At 73.9% G+C, this 24,433-nt stretch carries 4 protein-coding genes and 1 pseudogene; all 5 read left to right on the top strand.

Annotated elements, in window-relative coordinates; all coding sequences use genetic code 11:
- Positions 1-1,867 (top strand): coiled-coil domain-containing protein (locus ABT296_RS00170; RefSeq protein ID WP_502977142.1); only part of this gene is annotated, 1,867 nt, incomplete at its 5' end.
- 64 nt (positions 1,868-1,931) lie between these two features.
- Entirely contained in the window at positions 1,932-2,444 is a 513-nt protein-coding gene (locus ABT296_RS00175) for a YbaB/EbfC family nucleoid-associated protein (protein WP_351922069.1), read from the top strand.
- A 2-nt stretch (positions 2,445-2,446) separates the two neighbouring features.
- Positions 2,447-2,794, top strand: a complete 348-nt coding sequence (locus tag ABT296_RS00180) for a hypothetical protein (protein ID WP_351922070.1) — start codon at positions 2,447-2,449, stop codon at positions 2,792-2,794.
- Entirely contained in the window at positions 2,795-23,824 is a 21,030-nt protein-coding gene (locus ABT296_RS00185) for a lonely Cys domain-containing protein (RefSeq protein ID WP_351922071.1), read from the top strand.
- Positions 23,821-24,432: pseudogene (locus tag ABT296_RS00190) on the top strand (type VII secretion system-associated protein); the annotation flags it as partial. The gene ABT296_RS00185 and the pseudogene ABT296_RS00190, both read left to right, overlap by 4 nt.
- Position 24,433: the final 1 nt, after the last annotated feature.

Here is a 24,433-nt window from a genome sequence, read left to right on the forward strand (position 1 = left end):
GGAAGCGGAACGCGAGAAGGCGGAAGCCAAGGCGGAGGCCGAGCGGGAGAAGGCCGAGGCGAAGGCCGAGCGGGAACGGGAAAAGGCCGAGGCGGAGCGGGAGAAGGCCGAGGCCAAGGCGGAAGCGGAACGCGAGAAGGCGGAAGCCAAGGCGGAGGCCGAGCGGGAGAAGGCCGAGGCGAAGGCCGAGCGGGAACGGGAAAAGGCCGAGGCGGAGAAGGAGAAGGCCGAGGCCAAGGCGGAGGCCGACCGCGAGAAGGCCGAGGCGAAGGCCGAACAGGAGCGCGAGAAGGCCGAGGCGAAGGCGGAGCAGGCCGCCGCGAAGGAAGAGGCCGAGCGGGAGAAGGCGGAGGCCAAGGCCGAGCAGGAGCGGGAGAAGGCCGAGGCGAAGGCGGAGCAGGCCGCCGCGAAGGCCGAGGCCCGCGAACAGCAGGCCATGATCCTCGCCCAGAACCAGAAGGCCCAGGACGAGGCGAAGAAGGAACGGGAACGGGCCCTCGCCCAGAACGAGGCCGACCGGGCCGAGGCCAAGGCCGAACAGGAGCGCGAGAAGGCCGAGGCGAAGGCGGAGCAGGCCGCCGCGAAGGAAGAGGCCGAGCGGGAGAAGGCGGAGGCCAAGGCCGAGCAGGAGCGGGAGAAGGCCGAGGCGAAGGCGGAGCAGGCCGCCGCGAAGGAAGAGGCCGAGCGGGAGAAGGAGGCGGCGAAGCAGGAGACGGCCGCCGAGAAGGCGGAGGCCAAGCAGGAGCAGGCCGAGGCCCGGGCCAGGGCGGAGGCGGCGCAGGAGGAGGCCCGCCGGGAAGCCCTCCAGGAGAAGCAGCAGGCCCGGCTGGACGCCCAGAACGAGAAGGCCGCCGCCCAGGCCGAGTACGAGGAGCAGCGGGCCGAGGCACGCGCCGAACGCGACGCGGCCGTCCAGGAGGCCGACCGTCAGGAGGCGGCGGCCCGCCGGGAGTACGAGCAGGAGAAGGCCGAGGCCCAGGAACAGCGGGACCAGGCCCGCGAGGACGCCGACCGGGAACGCGCCGAGGCCCGCCAGGAGTACGAGCGGGAGATCGCCGCGGGCACCGACGAGGACGTGGCCCGGGAGGAGTACGACCGTCGTATCGCCGAGATCGACGCCGCGGAGAAGGACGCCCTCGAACGGGCGGACGCCGCCGAGGCGGAGGCCAGGAGCGAGTACGAGGAGGCGAAGGCCGACGCCCGGGCGGAACGGGACGAGGCCCGCACCGAGGCCGAACAGGCCCGCAAGGACGCCAAGGCCGACTACGACCGGCGTATGAGCGAGATCCAGGCCGAGTACGACCGGATCGGCGCCGCCGACAAGGACATCGACGAGCTGATCAGGGAGCGCATCGCCGATCTGCCCGAGCCCCCCGACCTGTCCGCCTACGCCCCGGGCGGCTCCGCCTACTCCTCCGCGTTCAACGACAACCTCTACAACCAGGACGACCTGAACTCGGCGCTCGGCCGCCCCCAGGGCGGCGACGCCCTGGCCGGCGCGTCCGCGGACGGCTCCGGAGCCGGCTCCCCGGGCATGTACCCGCCGATGATGCGGGGCGCGGGCGGCGAGGCCGGCGGCGGCTCCGGCGAGCGTACGAGGACCGTCATCGAGCCCGGTGCCACCCGCTCCGGCCGTACGGCCGTCGCCACGCCGACCACCGACGACGAGGAGCACCGCGTCGTCCCCAGGTCCACGCAGACCAGCAGCAGTTCGCCCTTCATGCCGCCGATGGGACCCATGGGCGGGGCGGGGGAGGGCAGGCCGCAGACGGAGAGCGGCGACCGGGAACGGACCACCTGGCTGGCCGAGGACGAGGACGTGTGGGGCACCGACGAGGGCGGCGCACCGCAGGCCCTCGGGCGCTGAGCACAAGCCGGGGGACAGCTTGAGGGAACAGCGTGAGGGGCAGCACGAGGCGAGAGGGAGCGGGATGAGTCAGCCGATGCAGGACCGGGTGGCCCGGGCGATGGCCCACCTGAAGGCGGCCGAGGAGGCCGCCGCCTCGGCACGGGCCGAACTGGACGCGGCGTCGGTCACCGCGCGTTCGACGGACCGCTCGGTCCGGGTCTCGGTCGGCGCGAAGGGCGAACTGACCGGCCTGGAGTTCCTCGACGGCAAGTACCGGACGATGGCGGCCGCCCAGCTCTCCGCCGCGGTGCTGGAGGCCGCGAACTCCGCGCGGGCGGAGATGGCCCGCCGGGTCGTCGCCACCCTCGATCCGATCACCAGGATGACCTCGCGCGGCGCCGCCCCGGAGCGGATGGGCGTCGACTGGGAGTCCGTCTTCGGCACGCTGCTCGGCGAGACCGCCGTGGACCGGGGGCCCTCGGCGATGAGCAGGCTCCGCGACGAGATCGTCGACGACGAGGACACCCCGGCCGTGCCGTCCCGGGCGGCCCGCCCCACGGACGACGGACGGCACGACCGGCAGGAGGGCGTGTAACCATGGGCGGCAACTACTCGGCGGACATCCAGGCCATCCTCCAGGGCTCCAAGCATCTCTCCGACGCCGTCCGCTACGGCGACCAGATGCTGCCCCGCTTCGAGAGCGGCTGCGCCGTGTACTCGGGCTGGTGGGGCGAGGAGGGCGGCGACGACGAGTTCGCCAACGCCATCGGACCCCAGGTGCGGAGGGAACAGGAACAGGTCGCGGCCACGGTCACCGCCATCACCAGCGGCTTCCTCGCCCTGGTCGACGCGGTCGCGGCGGAGGCCGACCATGTGCAACGGCCGCAGCACCAGGCGCTGGAGGACATCGGGACGCACGGCTCGGAGAGCGAGAACAGGCGCTGAATGGCCATCATGTTCCCGCCCGGCCTGCGGGAGTTCATCGAGGTCTGGGTCGGTGCGAACGTCGCCACGGGGAACGAGGACCTCGGCTTCGACAGCCGCAACCCCTACAAGCGGCTCGCGGACGACATCGGTGACCTGTCCGACGCGATGAAGGGGGCGATCTCCAGCGCCGGGAACTCGCTCCCGCCGCGGATCGCCGACGAGTTCGTCGCCGCGGTGAAACTCTTCGTCGACGACAACGGCCAGAACCATCTGCAGAAGTTCGCCGACGAGGTCCGGGAGATCGGCGCCCAGCAGATCGACCGCTCGATCAAGCTGTCCGAGGCGAAGTACCAGATCCTCATCGAGTTCATCCTGATGAACATCGAACTGGCGCTCATCGCCGCGCTGGCCGTCTTCACCGGCGGCACGTCACTCACCGAGATCGCCATCGCCAAGGCCCGGACCGCGCTGACGATCCTGCTGATCCTCCAGCGCCTGGGCAACGCCGTCCCCACCCCGCTCTCGGTGTTGCTGGAGGCGATCCAGGAGGCGTTCGTCTCGTTCGCCGCGCAGCTGATCTCCATGACGGCACCGGACGACCCGGACCGCCGACGCAACCACTTCGACTGGACGGACATCGGCCAGGCCGCGGTGGCCGGCGCCTTCGCGGGACTGTTCGGCGGTCTGTTCTCGCAGTTCAGCGGGCCGATCGTGCGGAACATCTTCAAGGACAACCGCACCTGGAAGGAGTTCTTCGACCTTCCGCTGACGTTCCTCAACGAGGGACAGGCCGAAACCTTCGCGGAGGCGTTCACCGGCCTGATCTTCCTGGGCACCTTCACCCTGAACCCCGGCACGTTCCTCAGCGCGGGCCTCAGCGGCCTGGTCTTCGAAGCGGCCTCCACGGGCGCCGAGTACGGCGGGAAGTCGGCGCACGACCAGTTCTTCCGCGACCTCGACCTCGATTCCGACGACATCAACGACCTTCCCGGCGGCGGCGGGGGGAGCGGGGGCCGGGACCGCTACGAGAGTCCGTACCGGGACACCTACCAGGACACCTACCGGGATTCCTACGGCGACCTGTACGGGGGCGTCCACGGCAACGGTGCCGGCGACTTCACGGCGAACCTCGACCACACGGCCGAACTGCCGCCGCCGACACGGACGTTCAGCACCACCGACTCCTACGACAGCCCCTACACGCCGTCGCCCTACAGCCCCGGAACCCTCGACGACAACGCCTCGGTCTTCGGCGACAGCGACAGCGACACCGACTCGGTCCACAGTGACACCGACTCGGTCTTCACCGACGTCAGCGGCGTCTCGTCGGTCTCGTCGCTCTCGACGGTCCCCCTCCCGGAACCTCCGGGAACGACAGGGGCCCCCGGAACCCTGGGCGGCGCCGCCAAGCCGTCCTCCTCGCTCACGACCAACCCGAGCACGAACCCGCACACCAACCCGTACACGAACCCCGACGCGGATCCCTACACGAACCCGCACACGGCTCCCGACGCCCTCGGGAACTCCTCGACGGGCGACGCCGACAGCGTCTTCTCCACCCTCAACCCCTCCACCACCGGCACCCCGGTCTCCACCGCCGACACACCCTCCCCGCCCCGGCCCGTGCGCACGGAGTCCCAGGGGTTCCAGGAGTTCCCGGCCACCCGCAGCCCGGTGGATCCGGCCGCGGTCGTGCCCGGCGAGGAGTCACCCGCCCCGGCGGCCGTCGACGGGAGCCCGCTCAGTTCCGGAGCACCGGCCGGGAACCCCGTGGGGCCCCCGTCCGAGCCCGGTTCCCCCGACTCCATCGACATGATCGTGGACTGGGAGGACGGCGACAGCGACGCCGGCATGGAGGGCTCGCCCGAGCCGTCACCGCAGGCCACCTCGGACTTCGGCCGCGAACTCCTGTCCGGCCTGTTCGGGCCCGACATCGACAGCCACCGCATCTACCCCGCCCTCCGCGACACCCTCACCCAGCTCGACCAGCTGCGGCTGGCCGACCCTGCGCTGCGCGACGCCCCGCTCGACCTGGACTCCCTGACCCGGCGCGTGCTCCTCCTGGACCCGTCCGCCCCGGTGGCCGACGGCCAGCGCAGCGAACTGTTCCGGGTGGCGATGGACCCGGCCGTGGCACCGGCGCGCAGCCTGGCCGAACTGGCCGCCTTCCACCTCGAACTCCGGGGCGTGCTCTCCGCCGGCCAGGCGCTGACCGGCGACGACGGGGCCCTGTTGGGCCGCAACTGGACCACCGCCGACATCCCCGGCCTCGACCTCACCGACGTGGGGAAGGTCGTCCGCCAGAGTGACGGCGGCCTCGCGCGCGGCGACGTCGGCACCGCGCCCTGGCACCGGCCGGGCGAGCCGCCCCCGTACGTGGTGATGGCCGAGGGCGACCACGAGCGGATCGTCGTACGCGGCTACGACGGCGCCCCGCGCCCGGTGCCGATCGACGTGTTCGCCGAACTCCTCGCCCGCGACCCCGCGTTGGCCGGACTGCCCCCGGGCACCCCCGTGGTGCTGCTGGTGCCCGACGCCGGAGCGCGCGGCCTGGACCTGCCCCGCCGGGCCGCCGACCGCATCGGCAGGGAGGTCTGGTCCGCCAACGGCACCGTGAAGGTGTCCCCGCAGCAGGATCCGTCCGAGCCGTACGTCGTCTCCCTGCAGTTCGGTGCGGGCATTCCCCGCGCCGACTGGATCCGCAGCACGCCCGGCCAGGTGCTGGACCCGGCGGAGTACGAGGACGCGCCGGAGTGGGAGCGCGAGGTGCGCTCGCACAGCGTCGTCTCCGCCAGCGGCACCACCATCGGCCGGGGCGTCTTCGAGGACGCCGAGGCCCCGCGCCGGATCGAGGCGCTGCGACTGGCCACCGAGTCGTCGGAGCTGTGGCACTACAACCCCGCCACGGGCGAGTCGGCCAAGGACGACAAGCCGGTCCCGTTCGCGGGCAAGCCGGTGTACGTCTTCAGCGCCCACGCCCGGCCCGGCGCGACCCGGGTACCGACCACGACGGACCCCGGGCACCACACCAGGCAGCGTGAGACCGGCGGGATGCTCAGGCGCCGGCCGAGCCTGGCGCGGCTCCCCGAGGACCACGGCGTCGTGATGGAGGCGTGCTCCAGCGCCAAGCCGCCGGGCCTGGTCCGCACCCGCCGCGGCATCGACGACACCTTCGTCCCGGACCCCCTCGCCGCCGTCAGCGAGAGCCAGCACGTCGCCAACGAGACCGGGCGCACCACCTACGGCGGCACCCACATGGTCAGTTTCGCCGTCCTGCCGGACCGCACCTTCGTGCACCGCCTCTACACCGACTCGCGGGGACGGCGGGGGGCGTGGGTCGAGCACCGTCCGGAACCCGTCGGCGACCGCCTCGACGACCGCGCCCGCGCGGCCGGCCTGCACACCGACCCGACGCTGCCGGTCTCCGACGAGACCAGGGAACGGACGCTGCGGCTGGTCCGCGCGCTGCGCCTGACGTTCGGCGCGACGATCGAGGACGACAGCCGCTACGGCGAACTCCTGGCCGGAATAGGTGCGTTGGAGACCATGCGCGCGGCCGACCCGGACCTGCGCGACCTGGGCCCGTTCAGCATGGACCTGTTGGAGCGCGCGGCCCACGCCGGCCGGCGGGGCGCCGTGGACGCCGACGCCTACCGCGACCTGCTGGACCGGGCCGCCGAGGCAGTACGCCGCCGACCGGACACCGTCCTCTCCGACTTCGCCGACCTGCCCCCGGTCACCGCCGCCGCCCGGCGCCTGGGCGCCCTCGCCCCGCCCGCACTCGACGCCGAGGCCGCCCGCGTCCTCGGTGTGGACCCGGCGCTCGTCGGACCGCCCGAGCGGGCTCGGCTGTTCTGGGCGATGGTGAAGGCCCTGGAGTGGGAGAGCCGTACGCCCGACCCGGACGCGCTCACCGGCAGGGTCCTGCATCTGGAACGACCGGACCCGGCCCGCCGGCCGGAACTCCTCGACCTCGTCGCACGGGCGGCGGCCGGCGGCGTCGACGTGGACAACCTGACCGAACTGGGCGCGTTCCACCTGGAGAACCTGGGCGCCCTCGCGCCGGAGACCCGGCTCCTCGGCCCCGACGGAGCGCCGGCCGGCCGGCTCTGGTCGCCCGCCGCGCCGAACACGACCGTCACCACGGTCACCGACCGGGTGGTCGTCGCCGAACCCAAGCCGGGCGGCGGCTTCCGGGCCGTGGCCCAGGAACGCCCGCCGTGGAGCGCGCCCGGCACGGCACCGGCCTACGTGGTGTCCGCCGGGGGCGGCCCGGACCACCTCCTGATGACCCTGCCCGGAGGCTTCAAGGGCCGGGTGCCCTACGACGAGGTCGCCGAGCTGCTCGCCCGCGACCCGGTGCTCAACTCCCGTCCGCAGGGTGGCACGGACGTCGTCCTGGCCGTGCCGAAGGCGGCCCGGGGCGCGGGGCCGTCCGGGGTCGGAACCTCGGGCGTCGCGCGGTCCGGCACTGGAACCCCGCCCGTCGCGCAGTTCGGCACCGGAACCCCGGCCGCCGATCCGCGTGCCGTCGTCAGTGCAGCGACCGGGCGTGCCGTATGGGCCTCGCAGGGAAGCGTGGGCCTCGCCCCGACGGGCCCGTCCCGCCCGCACGTCCTCTCCGTGCTGCCGAGCGCGCCCGGGCGGCCCACGGCGGACGACTGGTCCGCCGTCCGCCCCGGCGACCTCACCGCGCCGGGCACCACCGCCCCCGAGGTGGACGACATCACCTTCGCGGACCGCCCGGACACCGGGAGCCGACCCGCGTCCGAGTCACCGGCCGCTCCCGACATCCCCGTACCGGACCACCTCGACGACGACGTGTTCGGCGACCGGGAACACCGGCCGCCCGCACAGCAGCCGACCCCGGAGGAAACCCGGTACCGGGAACTCCTGACGGACCTCTACGGCCCCGACACCGAGTCCTCCCCCCTGTACCCCGAACTCCTCGACGCCCTCACCCGCCTGGACCGGCTCCGCGCGGCCGACCCCCTCCTCGACCACGGCCCCCTCGACCTCGACGCCGTCGCACGCCGAGTGCTGCTCCTGGACCCCGGCACCTTCGTGACCGGCGCGCACCGCGGCGCGCTGCTCGCGACGGCCGGCCACCCGGCGGCGCGCTCTGCCAACGGACTGGACACCCTCTCCGCGCTCCACCTGCGCGGCCGGGGCGTGCTGTCACCCACCCGCGCCCTGCCCGCCGGGCCCGACGGCCGAGCCCGGGGCCGCGACTGGACCCAGGACCAGGCCCGGACCACCGCCCTGGACCTCACCCGTACCGGACGGGCGGGCCCGGAAGCCGACGGAACCCTGCCGCTCGACCAGGTGGACCCGGCCCCCTGGCACCGGCCCGGCACCCCGGAACCGTACGTCGTACGGGCGGACGGCGACCGCGACGCGATCGTCGTCCGCGGATTCGACGGCGCCCCGCGCGAGGTGCCCCTCGACGTCTTCGCCGAACTGCTCACCTTCGACGAGGAGTTGAGCGAGCTCCCGACGAACGTGCCGGTGCTGCTGCTCGTCCCGGACGCGGGCGGGGGAGGGCTGGAACTGCCCCGACGGCTGGCGGACCGGACCGGCCGTAACGTCTGGTCGGCCGCCGGTGACGTGGACCTCGCCGGCGCCCCGGACGGACCCGCCTCCCTCCCGTACGTCCAGCCGCCGAGGAACGCCCGCGCCGACTGGATCCTCAGCCCGCCCGGCCTGCTGCCCGACCTCGGGGAGTCCACCAACGCCCCCTTCTGGGAACAGGACGTGCAGTCCCACACCGTCATCAGCGACCAAGGCCCCATCGGCAGGGCGGTGTTCGAGGACGGCGACCGCGCGCGCCTGCTGCCCGGTGTCCGGCACGCGACGACGGCGAGCGAGCTCTACCACGTCAACCGGCAGGACGGGACATGGACCAGGGACGACGTGACCGTCCCGTTCGCCGGCAAACCCGTGTACGTCTTCTCCGCGCACGGTCTGCCCGGCGAGACACTGCTGCCGACCCGGTCCAACCCCCGCCACCGGACCCGCAAGGCCGCCCTCGGCGGCATGCTCAAACGCCGCCCGAGCCTGGCGCGACTGCCGCAGAACCACGCCGTCCTGCTCCAGGAGTGCTTCGCCGCGACCCCGCCGGGCGTCTCCCGCAAGCGCAAGCTCGTCACCGACACGTTCGTCCCCGACCCGCTGGGCGACATCAGCCAGAGCCAGCACGTGGCCAACGAGACCCGCCGCACCGTGTACGGCGCCACCCAGGAGGTCGGCTTCAGACAGGGCGACGACGGCAAGGTCTCCCACTTCGTCCTCACGGATTCGCGCGGCCGCCGCGGCCAATGGCTGGAGCACCGCCCGGAACCCGAGGGCCCCGGCCTCGACGACCGCGCCCGCGCCGCCGGACTGCACACCGACCCGCTGAACCCGGCCCCACCGGAGACCCGCGAGCGGACGCTGCGCCTGGTGCGCGCACTACGGCTGACGTTCGGGACGGCGATCGAGGACGACAGCCGCTATGGCGAACTCCTGTCGGGTATCGGCGCGTTGGAGGCCATGCGGCACGCCGACCCGGTACTGCGCGACGTCATGCCGTTCAGTCTCGACCTGTTCGAGCGGGCGGCCCGCGAGATCCGCGCGCGCGAGCACCCCGGCTTCGAGGGCGCCACGGACGGCGAGTTGGGGCCCGACGCCTACCGGGAGCTGCTGACCAACGCCACCGAGGCCCTGCGGCGGCAACCCGGGACCGTCCTCACGGACTTCCTCGCCCTGCCGGAAGTGACCACCGTGGCACAGGGCATGAGCGGTCTCACCGACGAGGAACTCGACACAGAGGCCGCCCACCTCCTCGGTCTCGACCCCGCCCTCGTCGGACCGCCCGACCGGGCAAGGCTGTTCTGGGCGACGGTGAAGGCCCTGGAGTGGGAGAGCCGCACCCCTGATCCCGCCGCCCTCACCGGCAGGGTCCTGCACCTGGACCACCCCGATCCGTCCCGGCTGCCCGACCTCCTCGAACTGGTGGTGCGGGCGGCGGCGGTCGGCGTCGACATCGACAACCCGGTGGAACTGGGCGCCTTCCACCTGGAGACCCTCGGCGCCCTGTCACCGGACACCCTGCTGCTCGACGCGAAGGGCGCCCCGACCGGGCGGAGTTGGGCGCCGGGGCCGACGGGCGGGACGGGGCCTTCGTCGGACGGGACAGGGCCTTCGGGTTCGACGGTCGACGCGGACATCGCCTTCGTCATGGCGGCCACTCCGGACGGCGGCCACCGGCCGCTGCGCCGGGCGAGGATGCCGTGGACCGACGACACCACCAGGCCCACTCCGTACCTGGTGCGCGGTGAGGCCGGTCCGGCCCACCTGACCATGGAGCTGCCGGGCGGCTTCCGGGCGCAGGTGCCGTACGAGGAGATCGCCGAACTCCTGGCGCTGGACCCGGCGTTGAACGGCCACCCACGCAAGGCCGACATCGTCCTCGCCTCCACGACGACGACGCCCACGACGCCGACGGACCCGGAGGGTGCCGACCGGCGTACCGTCATCGGTGCCGGAACCGGCCGCGGTGTCTGGACCTCACCCGGTCCGGTCCAACTGCTCGCGCAGAGCGACCCATCGAGCCCATTGGTCCTGGGCCTGCTCCCCGTCGAGTCCGGGCAGCGCCAGCGCGCCGACGACTGGTCGGTGGTCCGGCCGAACCCCGGGGCGTCCGCGACGGACCTCGACACACCGCCCACCACCGCGGCGGGCGGAACCGAGAGCGAAACCCCGCCCCCGCCCCCGAAGCCGACCGAGCCGAAGCCCGCGGAGACCAAGCCCGCGGAGACCAAGCCCGTAGAGACCAAGCCCACCCAGACCGACCTCGCCGAGACGAAGGCTACCCGGACCGACCCCCTGCCCCCGGACGCCCCGCGCCTCGACCGGGCCATGGCAGCTCCGCCCCAGGGGCGCCGAGCACCGGCCCGCTTCAAGGACGGCCGGCGCATGCCCGCGTACGTCGACGACCTCCAGGCGCTCCTGCCGCCCGGGCTCACCGCGGCCGAGATCGGACAACTCCTCTCCAACCCCGCCACGTTCGGGCAGAGCGCGGTAGCCCTGCGGGGCGTCGAGCAGGTCCTGGACGAGATCGACCGGGAGCTGCGGCGCAGGCCGGACGCCCGGCCCTCCGACACGCAACTGCTCACCGACATCCGGCAGACCCTCCGGGACAAGCCCAAGACCCTGGCCGACGGGGCCGGGCGGCCGTTCCCCTACGTCAACGCGGACGGCAAGGTCCGCGTCCTCTACCTCAGGGCACGCCACCGGGGTAGTTGGACCCCGTTCGACGACGGCGTCGGCGACTCCTCGAAGATCGACAGCATGCACCGGGCGGCCGCGACGTTCGGGCTGACCAAGAACATGCAGGCCAACTCCCAGTACGGAGTGGGCGGGCCGATCGGTCCTGCGGGCACCGCGGCGTTCGGCGGGTTCGGCCGGATCGCCCTGCGCTTCGGCTTCATCAACAAGGTCGGCTACACACTGACCGACCAGCGCATGAACCAGATGGAGACCAGGACGCTGGACAAGTCCCGCTCCTACCTCGACGACGTCCATTTCGACATCCACATCACCGACGCCGCCGGGAACGTCGTCACGGGCCTCGAAAGCGACGACACCGACTCGGACTCCGCCTCCGACAGCAGCACAGGCACAGGCACAGGCACAGACACAGACACGGACACGGACACCGACACGACCACCCCCGCCCACTTCTCCTTCGGCGTCCGCAACGGCCTCACGGTGCGGCTGCCGGACAGCGTGACGAAGATGCCGAAGCCGGGCCGGATCCCCCGCTCCATGACCCTGGACCGCAACGCCCAGTACCGCTTCGTCCGCATCGAGGGGTTCGGCCCGGTCGCCGCGATCCGCGACTGGGCCGCCGCGCGGGTCGGAGCGCTGCCCGGCAGCTCGGCCTACACCGAGCTGGACATCTTCTTCTCCGGCGACAGCTTCCAGCGGCACGGCAGCACGATGGCCCGCGGCCGCGTCACCACTCCGCCGCTGTTCGCCGACGACAGGAAGAAGTCCCCGCTCGGCGTCTTCGTGGTGGAGGAGCTCATCCCCCGGGCGGCGGTCCTCGTCGGAGAGACCGACCAGGCCGAGATGCGGGACATCAACACCTCCACCGTCCGCAACGAGCGGAGCCGGGCCAAGGGCAGAAGCCTGCTGCTCCAGGCCGTCGCCGGACCCGCGTTCAACTTCTTCGACCCCGGCACCGCCCCCTTCGACCTGCGGCTCCAGTTCGGGCCCACCGCCCAGTACTCCTTCGCCAGGACCTGGGCGGCCGGACTCGGCGGGGCCGGCACCCTGAAGTCGGCCGGACAGGTCAAAGGCCCCAGGACCGCCCTCTACCTGGTCGTGAAGTCCGTCCGGGTGCGGCGGGCCGGCGACAACGCGCCGCCGACGCGCTTCCTCACCTGGAGCCTGGACCGGATGACCAGCTCCGAGGCGCGCAGGCTCGCCGGATGGGACGACGGCACCTCGATGGCCCTGCGCCACGGCGCCGCCCCGCCGTACGTCCCGGCGTATCTGACCGTGGACCGCCCGCGCACCCTGGGCATGCACCGGGTGAAGGAGTTCACCTTCGCCGACGGACAGCGCACCCGCGTCACCCCGGACGCGGCGGACGGCGTCGGCCGTACCCTGCTGGACGCGTTCGCCGACGGTGTCGTCGACTCCGTCGCCCATCTGCGCGACGGGCTCGTGGTGCCCCTCGACCAACTGCTGCCGCCGAACCTGCCGAAGGGCTGGCGGGCCCGCTTCAACGACCTCCTCGCACGCGACCCGGACCGGCTCCTCGACGCGGCCCGCGGTCTGCCGATGCCGCCCCGGTGGAAGGACCCCGTCAAGTACCGGATCGCCCTGCAGAACACCCTCCAGATCCTCGGTGTGCTGTCCCAGCAGAACATCACCGCCAACCTGGAGACCCTCACCACCGTCGGCCTGCCGATCCGGCTCACCGACCCCGACTCCGTCGGCCAGACCTACTACACGCTCCGGGTGCACGGGGCGCTGACCGGACGGCGGTACGAGGGCAAGGACGCCGACGAGGGCATGCGCTTCAGCGCGCTCGGCGTCGACCGGCTCGACGGCCAGACCAGCGCCAAACGGGGCTTCGACCTCGGCTTCGAGGGCACGTTCTCGGGCCGCGACAACAACGTCGACGACGCAGGACTGCCCCGCAACACCCTCGGGCTCACCCTGGGCGCCCGCCACGGATGGCAGTGGGAGGCGGAGACCGGGTTCGGCTCCACGGTCACCAACGAGCCGATGTCGGTGAGCAACCAGCCCACGCACCTGTACCGCTACGACCTCGGGCTCACGGCCACCCTGAGCGGCTACTGGCGGCCCCGCGGCCTGATCCGCGGCCTGGGCCTCGGCCTGCCGGGACTGCTGGTGCTGGACGAGCCGGTCAACATCCTGTTCGGGCGGACGCCGCTCGGACACCTCAAGGGCGGCGGCCCGATGACCGGCCAGGTCCTCCTCGGCATCCCCGTGCAGCACACACCGGACGCCGACCCGTACGCGGACGGCGCCCTCAACCCGTACCTCACCGACGAGCCCGCCCCGACGTCCATGAACACCGAGCGGGCCCTGGCCTTCGCCAAGGGCGACCTCGCACTCCCCACCGGCGGCGGCCGCCCGGCCGACCGGCTCGCCAAGCGCGGCACGGCGCAGTTCGAGGCGTTCCGGCAGCACCCCTTCGTGATCGTCAACATGGTGCTGTCGCCCACGCTGATCGCGGAGGTGGACCGGGTCCTTCGAGCGGCCTCCGGCGGCGCCTGGCACCTCACGAAGGAGGGCGCCGCCACCCGGGAGGCGGTCGTGCGCACCTTCACCCCCCAGTACCTGGCGTCGAGCTTCGACCAGAGTTCGGGACCCCTCGGACTGGTCGGCAGCGGCCTGCTGGGCAAGGGCCCCTACGGCGAACTGTGGGGGACCTTCCGGTACGCGACGACCGTCGGGAAGCTGCGCCCGCTCACCCCGTCCATGGCGATGGACACCGAGATGACCCTCGGCGGCACCCGCCAGGCCGCCGGAAAGATCAGCAACAGCACGAGCTTCGTCTTCGGCGGCCAACTCGTCCACTCCGTCGCCCAGCACCCGGGCCACGGCCTCATGGGCGCGTACGGCGTCGTCGCCAACCCCGTCTCCACGTCCGGCACGCACAGCGTCAGCGTCGTACGGACGGTCGTCGCGGACATGAACCGCAAGGGGTTCACCCATCAGGTGCTGGTGGCGGGCGATGTGCAGCACTGGTTCGCGCTGCTCTCCAGCCGGCTGGGCATGGGCACCATCGGCACCGCGGCCGCCTCCACCACCCTCGTACCGCGCTCACTGGCGGGCGCGGCCGGTACCGAACTGACCAGCCCCGGGGGCCTGTTGGGGCATCTGTCGGAGAAGAGCGCCCACCGGATGGGGCTGCTCGACGACGGCTTCGGCGACGTCCCCCGCTACACCCGGCAGTCCTGGGCGCCGCAACCCTGGCTGCGCGGCGCCGCCTTCGGCACCTTCGCGGTCAACGCCCTGGACCCCACCGAGGTTCTGCTCGCCTTCGACCGGCGGATCGGGGAGCTGGGGCTCGACGACGAGAGCCGGGAACGTATCCGGCAGTTGGTGACGGCCCGCGCCACCCGGGCCCTGAAGGGGGAGATGACCACCACCCGCCCCTCGACCCTGGTCTCCGCCGGAGGCTGGGGCTGGGGCAGCGTCCGGATCGGCAGCCGACGGGTCCGGGTCCGGGTCGAACTCATCCCCGGCACACCCGTGTTCGAGGGTCTCGACCACAGTGTGGAGCTGGAGGAGAACCGGCGGGCCATCGAGACCGCCCAGCAGAACTCGGAGGCGTCCTCCGGGGCGGACGTCGGCTTCCTGACCAGCCAGGCGGTGTACACGGGCAACCCGTACGTCCCGGCCGCCGGACCGGCGTACACGGAGAGCGGCTCCCACCGCAAGACGATCGCGTCGAGTCACACGGTCACCACCGTCACCATCTACCGGGCGGCGTCCACCGAACCGCACGCGGAGACCGTCACCCCCTACCGCATGCGGATCGTCCTGGAGGCCGACGACACCCCCGCCACCGGCGGACCTGCGGACGGGAAGGAGGCGAAGTCCACGGCGCTGGACCGCTTCCGGGGGCGGCTGAGGATCGTCGAGGAGGACGACGTCGGCTCGCTGCGCGAACACGTTCCGCTCAGCCTGATGCAGCCGGCCCCCACCGGGGCGGACGGCACCGCGGGCCCGCTGCCCGCCCCCGATCCGGCGGCCGACCCGGCCCTGGCCGAAGCGCCCCGGCCGGTGCCCCTGCCCGGCGCGCCGCAACAGCTGACGGTCCTGGACGGCGAAGGCGTGGCCCGGCCGTTCGCCTTCCCCGAGAACGGCATGCACCCCCGCGGCATCATCGGCATCGACAACATCCGCGTCGCCAACGACCTCCTCCTCACCAGGGCGTACGACAGCGGCTTCAGCCTCGGCGCGCTGGAGGCGGAGGACGGCCCCGACGCCGACGCCCTCACCCGGCTCCTGCGCCGGACCAGGGAGACCGGCCTCACCCGGCTGGGCACCGGCTCGGCGCAGGCGCTGGAGGACGGCACCAGCTCCATGGCCGTCACCTCGTTCTACCCGCGCACCACCGAACCGGACGGCTACCAGGTCGCCGGCCTCACCGAGAAGTCCCTCGTGGGCACCGACACCGGCAGCCTCACCCTGCGCTCCGTGCCCGACTTCAGCGGCGCGCTCCTCCTGACCGTCGCCGACGGCAAGAAACTGGAGGTGCTCCGACGGTACGGCGAGAACGCGGGTACCTCGTCGTCCAGCGAACACAGCCAGTCCGGGAGCCTGGGCGGCGCCTTCCTGTACGACTCGCCCAACAACGCGGGCCTCAACCAGATCGGTCTCATCGGCCCCGGCCCCTACGACCTCGACGGCGACGGGATGCCGGTCGGGGACGACCACCTGACCTCCCGCAACCTCAAACCGAAGACGGGCCGCTCGTTCCTGTTCGCCGTCCCCGCCACCTGGACCGGCGTCGGCGACGTCCATCGGAGCATCGTCGACTCCAAGCTCGCCAAAGCCGCGAGGGGCACCTTCGGCAAGGCCGGACCGGGTCCGCAGGCGATGGAGTCCAAGGCGTACGTCGTCACCTGGATCCGTGAGGACGTCGCACGCGAGCTCAAGGTCATCACCGACGCGAACTTCCCCGAGAGCGTCTCCAAGGCGTGGGACGCGGTCGCCGAGGCGAGCCAGGCATGGGTCGACGCGGACAAGGCCTACTGGAAGAAGCGGCGCGCCTCCGGCGGACTGCGCACGGACCTCGACGCCGCGCAGGGCGCCCTCGACGAGGCCACCGGCATCGCCCGTGCGGCGGCCCGACCGGTCGACCTGGCCCGTACCGGCGTCGAGACCGCGGAAGCGGACCTGAAGCGGGCCGAGGCCGACGCCCGCCGGGACCACGGCATCGCCGACACGGACACGGCCGCCGCCCAGGCCGCATGGGACGCCTTCACCGAGAGCGCGGACACCGCCGACCCCGAACACGACGGCTGGGCCGAACTGCTGCGGGACGAACGGGACGCCGCCCGCGCCCGCCTGAGCGAGGCACGGGAGGCCGCCGGGAAGCTGCGGAGAGCGGCCGACCTGCGGCTCGACGCCGCGCGCGCCGAGAAGACCGCCGCGGACGAACGCCTCGACACGGCCCTGCTGTCCGCGCGGGCGCCCGGCCGGGCGCTGGACGAAGCCACCGCGCTCCGGGACGAGGCACGCGACGCCGTCGAGACCCGCCGCGACGAACTGGACGCGCTCCGGGACACGGCGGAGCGCGCCGCGGACGAGTACCACCGGGTACGGTCCGGCGCGGACCAGCTCACCCGCTGGCACCGGCTCGCGGCGACCGCCGAGGGCCGCGAGCAGTTGGAAGGCATCGCCGAGCCGCCGCCCGTGACCCACAAGGCCCCGCCCGCGCCGGCCAAGCCCAAGTCCCCCGCCCCGCCCCGCTACACCCGGTCCGGCAGCGGGGCGGACACCGTCCTCACATCCCCCGCGAAGGAGACCTACACGCTCCACGACGTCCCGAGGGACGGCGAGGCGTTCTACCGCGCGCTCGCCCTCGGCCTCGAAGGCGCCGCTCCGGGCCTGCTGGCCACGGAGGGCATCGACCTCGCCGACCCGGGCGCCCCGGCCGCACTCCGCCGCAAACTGGCCTCCTGGCTCACCGACCACGCCGACGAAGAGCTGCTGGCCGCCGTCGCCCCCGACGACACCGACGCCTTCAGCCCGGAGGAGATCGCCGCCGCCGGGCTGGACCTCGGCACCGGCACACCGGCCCGCCGCGAGTTCGACGGCCTGGGCGGACTCGTTCCGCACGCCGTCGGCCTCGACGCCGCGACACGGGCCGAACTGGCCGTCGCCCAGTTGCTGCGCCGGGGCGACGCCGCCTCCGAGGCCGGCTGGAACCACGCGGCCGCGGACCTGCTCCCGCTGCTCGCCGCACGGACCTTCGGCGTACGGGTCACGGTGGTCGGCGACGACGGCGCCTTCCAGGACTTCACGCCCACGGACCCCACGGGCGCCCTGAACGGACTCGTCGGGCCGTCCCCGCACGCAGGTGCCCATGTCGTGCTGAGCCTCGACAACCGGCACTACCGGTTGGCGGTGCCGGTGAAACCACCGGTCGAGGTGAAACCGCCACCGGTGGTGAAGGAGACGGTGGCGGTCCCCAAGCCCGCGCCGACGAAGGAGATCCAGGTCGAGGGCACCCAGGCCAAGGGGACCCAGGTCGAGGGGACCCAGGTCAAGGGGGCCCCGGTGAAAGAGACTTCGGTGAAGGGGTCCTCGCTCGACGACGAGTCCGCGCCGCCCAAGAAGACTCCGGACCCCGAGCCGAAGGTCGAGGGCGATCGCGCGCGGGGCCGCCGGGTCCGCGTGCCCGCGACGGGCGAGTGCCTGCTGTACTCCTTCATGGCCGGCGACCCCGAGCACATCCGGAACCGGCTGACCGGCCTCGCCGCCACCGACCGCGCCGCCCACGACTGGCTCGGGCACCCCGACACGGTCCGGGCCGACCTGCGGCGCCAGGCCGACACCCTCTCCACCACCGGCAAGCTCCCCACCGGCCCCGCCCAGGTGGCGCTGCACGCGATGCGCTCCCATGTGGAGGAGTACGTGGTGCGCAGCGAGGGGCGGCTGCACCCGCAGATCGTCGGCCAGTTCCGGCAGACGGTCACCGACGCGTTCGCCCGGCGCGTGCGGGGGATGAACCGGACGGAGCGGCTCGGCGCCCTCGCACACCACGGGGTCCACCACATCCCCGTGCCCGAGGCCCTCGACCCCGCCGAACTGCAGCGGCGGTACGTCGACGCCCGGGTGGCGGCCGGGCCCGCGGATCAGAACCTCTCCGCGCGGGACGCCCGTGCCCTGTACCGGGCGGAAGCCGAGGACCTCAGCCCGCGCCGCATGTTCGCCCACCTGGAGGAGCACGGTCTGCTGCCGGTCCCCGGCGACCTCGACGACGGCGCGCTGGGCCGGCTGCTCAGCACCGTCTACCCGCAGAGCACGGCCCCGCTGGACGACTCGGAACTGCCCACCCTGCTCGACGCCGTCGTCAACTGGGAGCAGCGCTGGGGGACACCGGCCGGAGAGATCTTCCTCCCGCTGCTCGCCCACGCGTTCGGACTGCGGGCCGATGTGGTGCGGCTGCTTCCCACGGGCGCCCGCAGGGTCAGCAGGGCCGGACCGGACGGCGCCCTGCGGCAGACGGAGGTCTACTACAACGGCAGCAACCACTACGACGGCAGCGACGCCGCACCCCGTGAGGGCTTCGGCGACCCGGTCATGCCGAAGCGGATCAAGGACGAGGAACGGGACCAGGACGGCGCGATACGGCTCAACCCGCTCTGGGTGCCCCTGGACGAGGTCGACCCCGACCTGCTGATCACGGGCAACCGGGACGCGGTGTGGCTGTACACGGTCACGGACGAGGGGCGGGTGATCCTCGGCTCGGAGAAGCCGAGCGGCATCGTCACCGAGGCGCAGTTCGACGCGCTGCTGGCGGGCATGCGGGAGAAGGATCCCGACCTGACGGCGGAGTCGCTGCGGAAGGCGCTGGACGGGCTGGGCCACACCGGCATCGCCACCGTCTTCGCCGACGGTGAGGAGGACGCACCCGGCCGGACGCTGCCCGGACGCAGCCGGGTGTCCGGAGAGTTCCGCTGGAGCGCGAAGCGGCGCTCCTGGGTGGTGAACGACAAGTCGGGCCGCTACATGAGCGTATTGGTCCGGCCGGGTCTGGACTCGGACGACGCCGCCGAGTGGCTGAGCAACGTGGCGGCACTGTTCAGCGACCGACTCGGCGTCGTCGTCCGTACCGAGCAGGTGAAGACCGTCGCACCGCCGAAGACCGAGCCGCCGCCCCCCGCGGCCCCGCCGGCGACACGGCCGCCGGCCTCCACCCCGGCGGCGGAGGAGGCGGAGCGGACGGTCCCGCGCCCCGGTGACGACACCGGCAAGCTGGACGTCGCGCGCCGCGTCGGTGCCGTGCTGGGCGACCTCGGCCACCCCGTGGTGCTCGCGGGGGCCGCCCGTGCCAGGGTCCGCTTCGGTCAGGCCCGGCCCTTCGGCGCGGTCGAGTTCCGGGTCACCGCGGACACCCCGCCCGACGCCACCGCCGTACGAGAGGCCCTGGAGCGGCACCTGCCCGGAGCGCGGGTGCGCGTGCGGAGGGACGCCGCCGACGGCCGTGTCCTCGACCTGTCGGTCGACGGAGTGCCCATGAGGATCACGGCGGTCGACGGACCGGCCCCCGGCGCGAACCGGGCCGGGCCGTCCCTCGTCACCGTCGGCGGTTTCACCGTGCCGGCCCCCGAGGACGCCGTCGCCGACGCCGCCCTCGCCCTGGCCACCGGAACCGACCCGGAGCTGCGCGCCCGCGACCTCCTCGACCTGCTGTGGGCCCTGCACCACACCCCCGCCGCCGGCACCGCCCCCCTCGCGCGCTCCGACGCCTACGCCTCCGCACGCCGGCCGGGCGCCGCCCCCTCCCTCGCCGTACGGCTCAGCGAACTCCTCGACTCCGTCGCCCTGGACCCCGACACCCTCGCCCGCCACACGGAGACCTGGCGCACCCTCGGCGTGAAGGACACCGAACTGCCCTCCCTCACAGCCCAGTTGACGGCGCTGGCCAGCGAGCTGCGGAACCGCCCGGACGTCATCGCCGACCCGATCCGCACGCTCGCCGCACGCCTGCCCGAACTGGCCACCGAAGAGCGCGACTTGGCGCTGGCGGCGCTCGCGCCCGGGGAACGTGAACGGCTGGCCGGCGACCCGACCCTCGTGGACGCCCTGCACGACGCGCTGGAGCCCGCCGAGTTCGCCACGGTCGCCGCGAACCTCATGACGCAGGTGCCCCCAGGGGTGGAACGGCCCGTCTCCGCCCGGGACCGGGCCCGGAACCTGGTCGCCCGGCTGCTTCGGGACCGCGACGTCACCGCCCGTCTCCTCAAGGGCGGTTCACGGGTCGTGGTGGTGCCCAAGGGCGAGGCCATGACCTCCCTGGACGCCTTCCGCGACCTGCGCGGCGGGACCAGCGCCGACGGCCGCCCCTGGGAGGGCGTCCGCGGCGCGGGACTGCGTACGGCGGCCGTCACCGAGGAGAACCTGCTGGGCGAGCGCACCACGGTCCCGACGGACGAGTCCGCCTACCCCGACGGCTACTCGACCACGGTCCACGAGGTCGCCCACACCGTCCACCTCCACGGCCTGGACCCCGAGGACAGCGCGCGCGTGACCGACGCGTTCCGGGCCACCGAGCGCGCGGGCGAGGCGGGCTCCTGGCCCGACGGCGCCCTGTACGGCCACGACGCCGACGGCCGGCGCAGCGCCCCCAACTACAGCAGCCGCGACGAGCGGGAGTTCTTCGCCCAGCTCACCAACGTCTATCTGAGGGCCAACGGCGGCACCGACCCGTACACCGGGCTGCCGCGCAACAACGGCGGTCCGGAGTGGGTCCGCGCCCACCAGCCGGCCCTGTACCCGCTGCTGCGCAGGCTGTACGGCGAGGGCCCACCGCCCCGGCCCCGACACCCGCGCAGTGTCGCCCCCGCCCGCCCGCGCGGAGTACGCCCCTCGGCCGTCAACCCCGTCGAGGCGACCGACGTCGAGAACGAGGCGCTGGCCCGCGCCCGCGCCCTGTGGGACATCGCCGAGGGCGGCCGGAGCGACGACGGCGGTGATCCCCACGACGGTGACGCCCATGAGGCCGTCCGCGCGCTCTGGAACGGAACCACCGGGGAACACGAGCCCCGGCCCCACCCGCCCGCGCCCCGCCCCCTCCCGGCCCCGGAGCGCCAGCCCCGCTCCATCGCCCTCCCCGCGCCACCGCCCGCCGACGACGTGACCCAGCGCCGGCTCCGCGAACTGTGGGCCGTCATCGACACCACCTTCGGCTCCCGACCCCTGCCCGAGGAGACGCGAACCGCGCTGTACAACTCGCTGCTCGTGATCGAGGCCGCCCGCGCCGGGCACCCCCGCTTCGGCCGCGAGCCGTTGGACCTGGCCGGCATCACCCGCACACTGCTGCACCTGCCCCCGGACACACCGGTGGACGCGGCCCGGCACTTCGACGCCTTCTCCCTCGTGGCCAGCGCCCACCGCAGGGGCCGCGGCACCACCCTGGACGCCATCGCCGCCTACGGACTGACCCGGCAGGGCTACCCCGGGCGGTCCGAACTCCTCGGACCGGACGACGTCCCGCACGGCAGGAACTGGAGCGGACGCGACGGCCTGACCCTCCACCTGGACCGGGTCGCCGACCCCCGGGGCGTCCGTCCCGCGCCCTGGGGCTCCGCCGCACACGCGCTGGTGATCGAACGGGACGACGAGGGACGCCTCCTGGCGGCCGGACTGCCCGTGTCCGACGCCGAGTTCGCCGAACTGGTGCGCCACGACCCGCAACGGCCGCCCGGCGTACCGGTGCTGCTGCTGATGGCGGAGGACGGGGGCCGCAACGAGGCCCTCGCCCGGCTGATCGCGGACCGCACCGGCACCCGGGCCTGGTTCTCCTACGGCGACCTGCGGCTCGTGCCCGCCCCCGACGGCCGACGCGTGCCCTTCCTGGCCGAGCCCGCCACCCCAAGCGATCCGGCCGGAACCTGGGTGCCCGCCGACCCGGGCCTGGTCCCGGACACCCCCGGCGCCACCGTCACCGCCGCGAACGGCACCGTCTTCCCCGACCCGGACATCCACTCGTACCCGCTGGTCACGGCCGACGGCCAGGCCCTGACCGGGCGGGCCTTCCTCAACGCGCACGACATGGCACTGCGCGAGCAGTCCTTCCGTGCCCTGTCCGCCGTCCAGCACTACTCCAACGTCATGGAAGGGCTGCCCGGTGTGTACGCCGGACGCGAGAGCGGCGACCTGCCCCTGCCGCGCGGCCTGACCGACTCCTACGTCGCCGTCGGCCACGGCGACCAGGGCCGCACCACCCTGCCCCGCCGCAGCACCGGCGCCAACCAGGCCGTACACCCAAGCCAGTTGGGCCGCGTCCTCGCCCGGCGCAGAAGCCTCATGGCGCTGCCCCCCGAGCGGCCGGTGTGGCTGCTGGTCTGCGAGGTGTCGATGACCCGCCCCGACCAGGACCTGCTCAACCGGCCACCCTCCTCCCAGTACGTCGCCAACGAGACCGGCCGCACCGTCTTCAGCGTGAACATGCAGGTCGGTACCAACGAGGCCGAGGGCGAACGGCCGCCCCGCCTGCTCGTGTTCGACGACCCCGACCGGCCCGAGGGCCACATCGAGGAGTTCCCTCCCGAACCCGGTACCGACGCCCTCGACGCGCTCGCCGACCTGGGCGGACTGCCCGCGCAGCGGCCCGGGCGCACCGACCGGGCCCGGCAGTGGGTGCGCGCCCTGCGGCGCACCCACGGCGTGCGTGTCGACTCCGACCCGGCCCGCGAGGCGGAGTTCCACGAGTTGATCGAGGGGTTCGGCGCCCTGGAGCAGCTGCGGTTCCGGAACGCCGGCGACCGCGATCCCGGCCCCCTCACCTGGGGCGCACTCCAGCACATCGTCGGCCGGTACGCCATGAGCGAGGGCTGGGACGGGTTCCTGAGCGCCGGCTCCCTGGAGCACCTGCTGCGCGCCGCCCTCGACGGGGCACTGACCCCCCAGGACACCGCGATGGCCGACGCCCCCGCCGCGCCGCCGACGTCCGGCCGCGGGCCGGGCGCCCCGCCCGTGGCCGACGAGGGGCTGCGGCGCACCGGCGACGACGAGGCCGTCCTCGACGGCACCCGGTACGCCCTGCGTCCCGTGACCGCCCCGCCCGGCCGGGCCGCCGAGGCCGCGCTACTGGCCGCCCTCGGCGGAACGGAGCCGCTCGCGGGGCTCCTCCCGGCCGCGCAGCCCGAGCGGAGCGAAGCCTTCCGCCAGTGGCTGTCGGACGCCGTCCAGGAGCAGGCTGATCAGCTCACCGACGACCAGGTGCCGCCGCCGGCGCCGTCGGCGACGGTCCCGCTGTCCCTGCTCAGGAGCGCGGGCCACCAGTTGACCGACGCCCAGTCGATGGAGGGCGCCCTGCTCGGCGACCGGCTGCCGGTGGCGGGCCTGGACCTCGGCCCCGCCGTACGGCTGCGGCTGCTGCTCGCCGATCCCACGCTCGGGGGCCCCGGCACCGAACTTCCGCTGATCCCGCTGCTGGCCGCCGCGGTAGGGGCGCTCGGGGTGGCGGTCGCCGTCGCGGAGACGGACGGCCCGGTCTCGGTCATCGGACCGACGGCGGAATCCGGCTCCGAATACCGCCGACACGCCCTGGACCTGCTCCTGCTCCTGCTGCGGGACGGGGACCGCTGGTTTGTGGGACACCCCCGCCCCGACGTCCGGCCGGTCCCCGCCGGACCCGTGCCGGGTGACTCCGATGTGTGGCCGATCCCCGCCGGACCCGTGCCGGGCGACTCCGATGTGTGGCCGATCCCCGCCGGACCCCTGCCGGGCGACTCCGACGTCCAACCGATCCCCGCCGCACCCCTCCCGAGGAACCCGTGATCGACACCGTCGCACCCGCCGTCGGCGGAACCGGCCCCGGGCCCGGGGAGAGTGCCGAGCTGCCGCCCGGGCACCCCCGATTCCGTGAACCCGGCGAGGAGTTCACCGCCGCCGCCCGGCTCGCCCCCGGTCACTGGCTGTCGCTGGTGGACCGGCACTGGCACGGCGAGGCGGGCGAGGCGCCGCCGGACTGGGCGGTGCCGGGACGCTGGCGCAGCGACGCCCGCGGCGAGATCGTCGCGTGGGCGGAGAACCCCGGCTACCGGCCCTCACCGGACGCCTACGGCTGGGACCCGCCGGCCGGCCCGGCCGACGCCGCCGTGCGCCTGGTCGCCACCGGCTACGGCCCCGAGGAACTGCTCGTCGTGGTCCTCGCCGACACCGAGGTGGCGGTCTGCCTCGACGCCGACGGAGGTCCTGCCGGGACCGAGGCGCCCGACGGCACCCCCGCCGTACCGGTCTTCCCGCCCGGCCCGGAGCCGGCCGACGGGCGCCTGCCCGCGCACGAGGTCATGCCGGTGACCGACCTCCTCGAACGGCTGCCCGAAGGGCGGGAGATCCTCTTCCTCAGCTCCACCGCCCCGGTCGCCCAACTCGTCACCGCCGAGG

The sequence above is a fragment of the Streptomyces sp. NPDC000983 genome (assembly GCF_040299205.1).
Classification (GTDB): domain Bacteria; phylum Actinomycetota; class Actinomycetes; order Streptomycetales; family Streptomycetaceae; genus Streptomyces.

What these genes read in the sequence shown, in the direction of transcription:
- ABT296_RS00175 (WP_351922069.1), top strand. Translation starts at nt 1,932, where the DNA reads ATGAGTCAGCCGATGCAGGACCGGGTGGCCCGGGCGATGGCCCACCTG.
- ABT296_RS00180 (WP_351922070.1), top strand. Translation starts at nt 2,447, where the DNA reads ATGGGCGGCAACTACTCGGCGGACATCCAGGCCATCCTCCAGGGCTCC.
- ABT296_RS00185 (WP_351922071.1), top strand. Translation starts at nt 2,795, where the DNA reads ATGGCCATCATGTTCCCGCCCGGCCTGCGGGAGTTCATCGAGGTCTGG.